This window comes from Streptomyces sp. NPDC055955 (assembly GCF_042270245.1).
In the GTDB taxonomy this organism is placed as follows: domain Bacteria; phylum Actinomycetota; class Actinomycetes; order Streptomycetales; family Streptomycetaceae; genus Streptomyces.
Window position 1 is genome coordinate 22,577 of sequence record NZ_JBHJYS010000047.1, and the last position, 6,101, is coordinate 28,677.

Sequence of the window (6,101 nt, forward strand, 5' to 3'; positions counted from 1 at the left end):
CCCCTCGCGCCCGCCCGGCCAGTAGGCCGAACGGGTGACGCCCCGCCCTCCGCGCGGTGCGGGGAGCGGGGCGTCGGCCACGTACGAACGATCAGGCGCCGATCGCGTGCAGACCGCCGTCGACGTGGATGATCTCGCCGGTGGTCTTCGGGAACCAGTCGCTCAGCAGCGCGACGACGCCCTTGCCGGCCGGCTCCGGGTCCTTGAGGTCCCACTCCAGCGGAGCGCGGTCGTCCCAGACGGCGGCCAGCTCGCCGAAGCCCGGGATGGACTTGGCGGCCATGGAGCCGATCGGGCCGGCCGAGATGAGGTTCGAGCGGACGTTCTGCTTGCCGAGGTCACGCGCGAGGTACCGGTTGGTGGCCTCGAGGGCGGCCTTGGCCGGGCCCATCCAGTCGTACTGCGGCCAGGCGTACTGGGCGTCGAAGGTGAGGCCGACGACCGAGCCGCCGTTCTGCATCAGCGGCAGGCAGGCCATGGTCAGCGACTTCAGGGAGAAGGCGGAGACGTGCATGGCCGTGGCGACCGACTCGAACGGGGTGTTGAGGAAGTTGCCGCCGAGGGCGTCCTGCGGCGCGAAGCCGATGGAGTGCACGACGCCGTCGAGGCCGCCGAGCTCCTCGCCGACGACCTCGGCGAGGCGGCCGAGGTGCTCGTCGTTGGTGACGTCGAGCTCGATGACCTTGGTGGGCTTCGGCAGCTTCTTGGCGATGCGCTCGGTCAGCGTGGGCCGCGGGAACGCGGTGAGGATGATCTCCGCACCCTGCTCCTGGGCCAGCCTCGCGGTGTGGAAGGCGATGGAGGACTCCATCAGCACGCCGGTGATCAGGACGCGCTTGCCCTCGAGAATTCCGCTCATGGTGATCAGTGACCCATGCCCAATCCGCCGTCGACGGGAATGACGGCTCCAGTGATGTACGAGGCGTCGTCCGAGGCGAGGAACCGCACCGTCGCGGCGATCTCCTCGGGCTGCGCGTAGCGGCCGAGGGGCACCTGCTTCACGATGCCCTCGCGCTGCTCGTCGGTGAGCGCCTTGGTCATGTCGGTGTCGACGAAACCGGGCGCGACGACGTTGAAAGTGAGGTTGCGCGACCCGAGCTCACGGGCGAGGGAGCGCGCGAAACCGACCAGACCCGCCTTCGACGCGGCGTAGTTCGCCTGTCCCGCGGAGCCGAGCAGGCCGACCACGGAGGAGATGAGTACGACGCGGCCCTTCTTGGCGCGCAGCATGCCGCGGTTGGCGCGCTTCACGACCCGGAAGGTGCCGGTGAGGTTGGTGTCGAGGACCGACGTGAAGTCGTCCTCGGACATGCGCATGAGGAGCTGGTCCTTGGTGACGCCGGCGTTGGCCACGAGGACCTCGACGGGACCGTGCTTCTCCTCGATCTCCTTGTAGGCCTGCTCCACCTGCTCGCTGTCGGTGATGTCGCACTTGACGGCGAGGAAGCCGGCCTTCTCCAGCTCGGCCGCGTCGCCCGAGCGGTATGTGATCGCGACCTTGTCGCCGGCGTCGGCGAACGCACGGGCGATGGCGAGGCCGATGCCCCGGTTTCCTCCGGTGACGAGAACCGAGCGGCTCAACGGATCACCCTTTCGATAGCGGGTCTGGTACGTCGAAAACCTATCGGTACCGGCCGGGATACGGAGAATCGACCACCGACAGTGGCGCCGGACAGTCGCTGTCGGGTCCCTACAGAAAAGTGTGGCCGCGGGGCCCGCCGACGCGACATGATCGAGGCTGACCGGTGCTCGTACCCGGGAGCGGCCGGCGACAGCGCCTCCGACGACAGGGAGAACATCCGTGCCCCATTCGATCGATGAAGCCTTCACGGCGCTGCCGCTGCGGGCCCTCGCCGATGCCGCGCTGGCCCGCGCGCGGGCTCTCGGCGCCGACCACGCGGACTTCCGTCTGGAGCGGGTGCGCAGCGCGGAGCGGCGCCTGCGGGACGCGCGGCCCGCGGGCTCGTCGGACACGACGGACCTCGGGTACGCGGTGCGCGTCGTGCACGGCGGCACCTGGGGCTTCGCGTCGGGCGTGGATCTGACGATGGACTCGGCCGCGAAGGTGGCGTCGCAGGCGGTGGCGATGGCGAAGCTGTCGGCGCAGGTCATCAAGGCGGCGGGGTCGGACGAGAGAGTCGAGCTGGCCGCAGAGCCGGTGCACGCGGACAGGACGTGGGTGTCCTCGTACGAGATCGATCCGTTCTCCGTGCCGGACGAGGACAAGGCCGGGCTGCTCGCCGACTTCAGTGCGCGGCTGCTCGGTGCGAACGGCGTCGACCATGTGGACGCCTCGCTGCTCACCGTGCACGAGAACAAGTTCTACGCCGACACGGCGGGGACGGTGACGACGCAGCAGCGGGTGCGGCTGCATCCGCAGCTGACGGCGGTCGCCGTGGACGGTTCGAGCGGCGAGTTCGATTCCATGCGGACGCTCGCGCCACCGGTGGGCCGGGGCTGGGAGTACCTCACCGGGACCGGCTGGGACTGGGACCGCGAGCTGGCCGAGATCCCGGAGCTGCTCGCCGAGAAGATGCGGGCGCCCAGCGTCGAGGCCGGCCTGTACGACCTCGTGGTCGACCCGTCCAACCTGTGGCTGACCATCCACGAGTCCATCGGCCACGCGACCGAGCTGGACCGGGCGCTCGGCTACGAGGCGGCGTACGCGGGCACGTCCTTCGCCACGTTCGACCAGCTCGGCAAGCTCAGGTACGGCTCCGAGATCATGAACGTGACGGGTGACCGCACCGCCGAGCACGGCCTCGCCACCATCGGGTACGACGACGAGGGCGTGGCCGGGCAGTCCTGGGACCTGGTCAAGGACGGGACGCTCGTCGGCTACCAGCTGGACCGCCGCATCGCGAAGCTGACGGGCTTCGACCGGTCGAACGGCTGCGCGTACGCGGATTCCCCCGGCCATGTGCCCGTGCAGCGCATGGCGAACGTGTCGCTCCAGCCGGACCCGGGCGGCCTGTCGACCGAGGACCTGATCGGGGGCGTCGACCGCGGGATCTACGTCGTCGGCGACCGCTCCTGGTCGATCGACATGCAGCGCTACAACTTCCAGTTCACGGGGCAGCGCTTCTACCGCATCGAGAACGGCCGGCTCGCCGGGCAGCTGCGCGATGTCGCCTACCAGGCCACGACCACCGACTTCTGGGGTTCGATGACGGCGGTCGGCGGCCCGCAGACATACGTACTGGGCGGCGCGTTCAACTGCGGAAAGGCCCAGCCGGGGCAGGTCGCTGCGGTGTCGCACGGCTGCCCCTCCGCCCTCTTCAAGGGCGTGAACATTCTGAACACCACGCAGGAGGCCGGTCGATGAGCCCTCGTACGAACAAGCCGCACGAGATCGTCGAGCGTGCCCTCGAACTGTCCTCGGCCGACGGCTGCGTGGTCATCGCCGACGAGCAGTCCACCGCCAATCTGCGCTGGGCGGGCAACGCGCTCACCACGAACGGGGTCACGCGCGGGCGCACCCTCACGGTCATCGCGACCGTCGACGGCAAGGAGGGCACGGCTTCCGGGGTCGTCTCCCGCTCGGCCGTGACCACGGACGACCTCGAACCGCTGGTGCGGGCCGCGGAGGCCGCCGCCCGGGGCGCGGCGCCCGCCGAGGACGCCGGTCCGCTGGTCTTCGGAGTACCCCACTCCCCCGACTTCACGGACGCGCCCGCCGAGACCTCCTCGGCCGTCTTCGCGGACTTCGCCCCGGCCCTGGGCGAGTCGTTCGCCCGGGCCCACGCGGGAGGCCGTGAGCTGTACGGCTTCGCCAACCACGAGCTCGTCTCCAGCTATCTCGGTACGTCGACGGGCCTGCGCCTGCGGCACGACCAGCCGAACGGGACGCTGGAGGTGAACGCGAAGTCCCCGGACCGGACGCGCTCGGCCTGGGCGGGGCGCTCGACGCGCGATTTCAAGGACGTCGACCCGGGCGCGCTCGACGCCGAGCTGGCGCAGCGCCTCGACTGGGCGCGCCGCCGCGTCGAGCTGCCCGCGGGCCGTTACGAGACGCTCCTGCCGCCGACCGCGGTCGCCGACCTGCTGATCTACCAGCTGTGGTCGTCCGCGGCCCGGGACGCCGCCGAGGGCCGGACCGTCTTCAGCAGGCCGGGCGGCGGCACGCGCGTCGGCGAGCGGCTGACCGAGCTCCCGCTGACGCTGCGCAGCGACCCGAACGAGCCGGGCCTGGAGTCGGCGCCGTTCGTCCTCGCGCACGCCTCGGGCGACAGCGCCTCCGTGTTCGACAACGGGCTGCCGCTGACGGCGACGGACTGGGTCCGCGAGGGCGAGCTGGACCGTCTGACGACGACCCGGCACAGCGCGGGCCTCACCGGTCTCCCGGTGGCGCCGGCGATCGACAACCTGATCCTGGACGGGGGCGAGGACCGTTCCCTGGACGAGATGGTCGCGGCCACCGGGCGCGGGCTGCTCCTGACCTGCCTCTGGTACATCCGCGAGGTCGATCCGGCGACGCTGCTGCTGACCGGTCTGACCCGGGACGGGGTGTACCTCGTGGAGGACGGCGAGGTGGTGGGCGAGGTGAACAACTTCCGGTTCAACGAGTCGCCCGTCGACCTGCTGGGGCGCGCGGTGGAGGCCGGGCGGACGGAAAAGACGCTGCCCAGGGAGTGGAGCGACTGGTTCACTAGGGCTGCGATGCCGGCCCTGCGGGTGCCGGACTTCAACATGAGCTCGGTCAGCCAGGGCGTATGACCCCGTAACCTGGTCGGGCAGCATCCAAGTCATCCGAGGAGATACGAGAACCGTGACGGACATCGTCGACGAACTTCAGTGGCGCGGCCTGCTGGCCCTGTCCACTGACGAGGACGCATTGCGCAAGGCGTTCGCGGACGGTCCCCTCACGTTCTATTGCGGGTTCGACCCGACCGCGCCGAGTCTCCACCTCGGCAACCTGGTCCAGATCCTGACCATGCGCCGCATCCAGCTCGCGGGGAACCTCCCGCTGGGCCTGGTCGGCGGGGCCACCGGCCTGATCGGCGACCCGAAGCCGAACGCCGAGCGGACGCTGAACGCTCCGGAGACGGTGGCACTGTGGGTCGAGCGGCTGCGCGGGCAGATCGAGCGGTTCCTCGACTTCGAGGGCCCGTACGCCGCCCGCATGGTCAACAACCTGGACTGGACGTCGGGTCTGTCGGCGATCGACTTCCTGCGGGACATCGGCAAGTACTTCCGGGTCAACAAGATGATCGCCAAGGAGGCCGTCTCGCGACGGCTCAACTCCGACGCGGGCATCAGCTACACCGAGTTCAGCTACCAGATCCTCCAGGGCATGGACTTCATGGAGCTGAACCGTCGGTACGGCTGCACGCTGCAGACCGGCGGCAGCGACCAGTGGGGAAACCTCACCGCGGGCACCGACCTGATCCACCGGGTCGAGCCGGAGGCGTCGGTGCACGCGCTGGCCACCCCGTTGATCACCAAGGCGGACGGCACCAAGTTCGGCAAGACGGAGTCCGGCACGGTCTGGCTCGACCCCGAGCTGACCACCCCGTACGCCTTCTACCAGTTCTGGCTGAACGCCGACGACCGCGATGTGTCCAAGTTCCTGCGGATCTTCAGCTTCAGGTCCCGTGAGGAGATCGAGGATCTGGAGCGGCAGACCGAGGAGCGGCCGCAGGCGCGGGCCGCCCAGCGGTCCCTGGCCGAGGAGCTGACGACGCTGGTGCACGGGGCCGACCAGTGCGCCGCCGTCATCGCCGCGTCCAAGGCGCTGTTCGGGCAGGGCGACCTGGGTGAGCTGGACGAGGCGACCCTCGCGGCCGCCCTGTCCGAGCTGCCGCACGCGAAGGTCGACACGCTCGGCCCGGTCGTGGACCTGCTCGCCGAGGTCGGTCTCGTGGCGAGCAAGTCCGCCGCCCGGCGCACGGTGAAGGAGGGCGGCGCGTACGTGAACAACGTGAAGGTCGCCGCCGAGGACGCGGTGCCGGCCGCGGACGAGCTGCTGCACGGGCGCTGGCTCGTGCTGCGCCGCGGCAAGAAGAACCTGGCGGCCATCGAGGTCGCCGGCGCCTGAGCGGACAGCTTGTGAACACGCTCTGAGACAGCCGGAAGGGCGGGCCACACACCTGGTGTGTGGC

5 protein-coding genes are annotated in these 6,101 nt (G+C 70.3%); 3 read left to right on the forward strand and 2 right to left on the reverse strand.

Annotation, left to right across the window (positions count from 1 at the left end; translation table 11 throughout):
* Window positions 1-91: 91 nt before the first annotated feature.
* Both fabI and fabG read right to left on the reverse strand, forming a co-directional pair.
* Window positions 92-859, reverse strand: coding sequence for an enoyl-ACP reductase FabI (gene fabI / locus ACFC96_RS45680; protein ID WP_376618627.1), 768 nt, complete (start codon window positions 857-859; stop codon window positions 92-94).
* Between the two features lie 5 nt (window positions 860-864).
* Window positions 865-1,581, reverse strand: a complete 717-nt coding sequence (gene fabG, locus ACFC96_RS45685) for a 3-oxoacyl-[acyl-carrier-protein] reductase (protein WP_116502852.1) — start codon at window positions 1,579-1,581, stop codon at window positions 865-867.
* 220 nt (window positions 1,582-1,801) lie between these two features.
* Here fabG and ACFC96_RS45690 point away from each other — a divergent pair, with 220 nt between their 5' ends.
* Genes ACFC96_RS45690 through tyrS form a run of 3 tightly spaced genes read left to right on the forward strand, consistent with a single transcriptional unit; the run spans window position 1,802 to window position 6,037 of the window.
* Window positions 1,802-3,325: a TldD/PmbA family protein gene (locus ACFC96_RS45690; RefSeq protein WP_376618629.1), complete on the forward strand. Its 1,524-nt coding sequence runs from the start codon at window positions 1,802-1,804 to the stop codon at window positions 3,323-3,325.
* Window positions 3,322-4,716, forward strand: a complete 1,395-nt coding sequence (locus ACFC96_RS45695) for a metallopeptidase TldD-related protein (RefSeq protein WP_376618631.1) — start codon at window positions 3,322-3,324, stop codon at window positions 4,714-4,716. Before ACFC96_RS45690 ends, ACFC96_RS45695 begins: the two co-directional genes overlap by 4 nt.
* A 52-nt stretch (window positions 4,717-4,768) precedes the next feature.
* Complete coding sequence (gene tyrS, locus ACFC96_RS45700) at window positions 4,769-6,037, forward strand: tyrosine--tRNA ligase (RefSeq protein WP_376264252.1); 1,269 nt, start codon at window positions 4,769-4,771, stop codon at window positions 6,035-6,037.
* The last annotated feature ends 64 nt before the right edge of the window (window positions 6,038-6,101 follow it).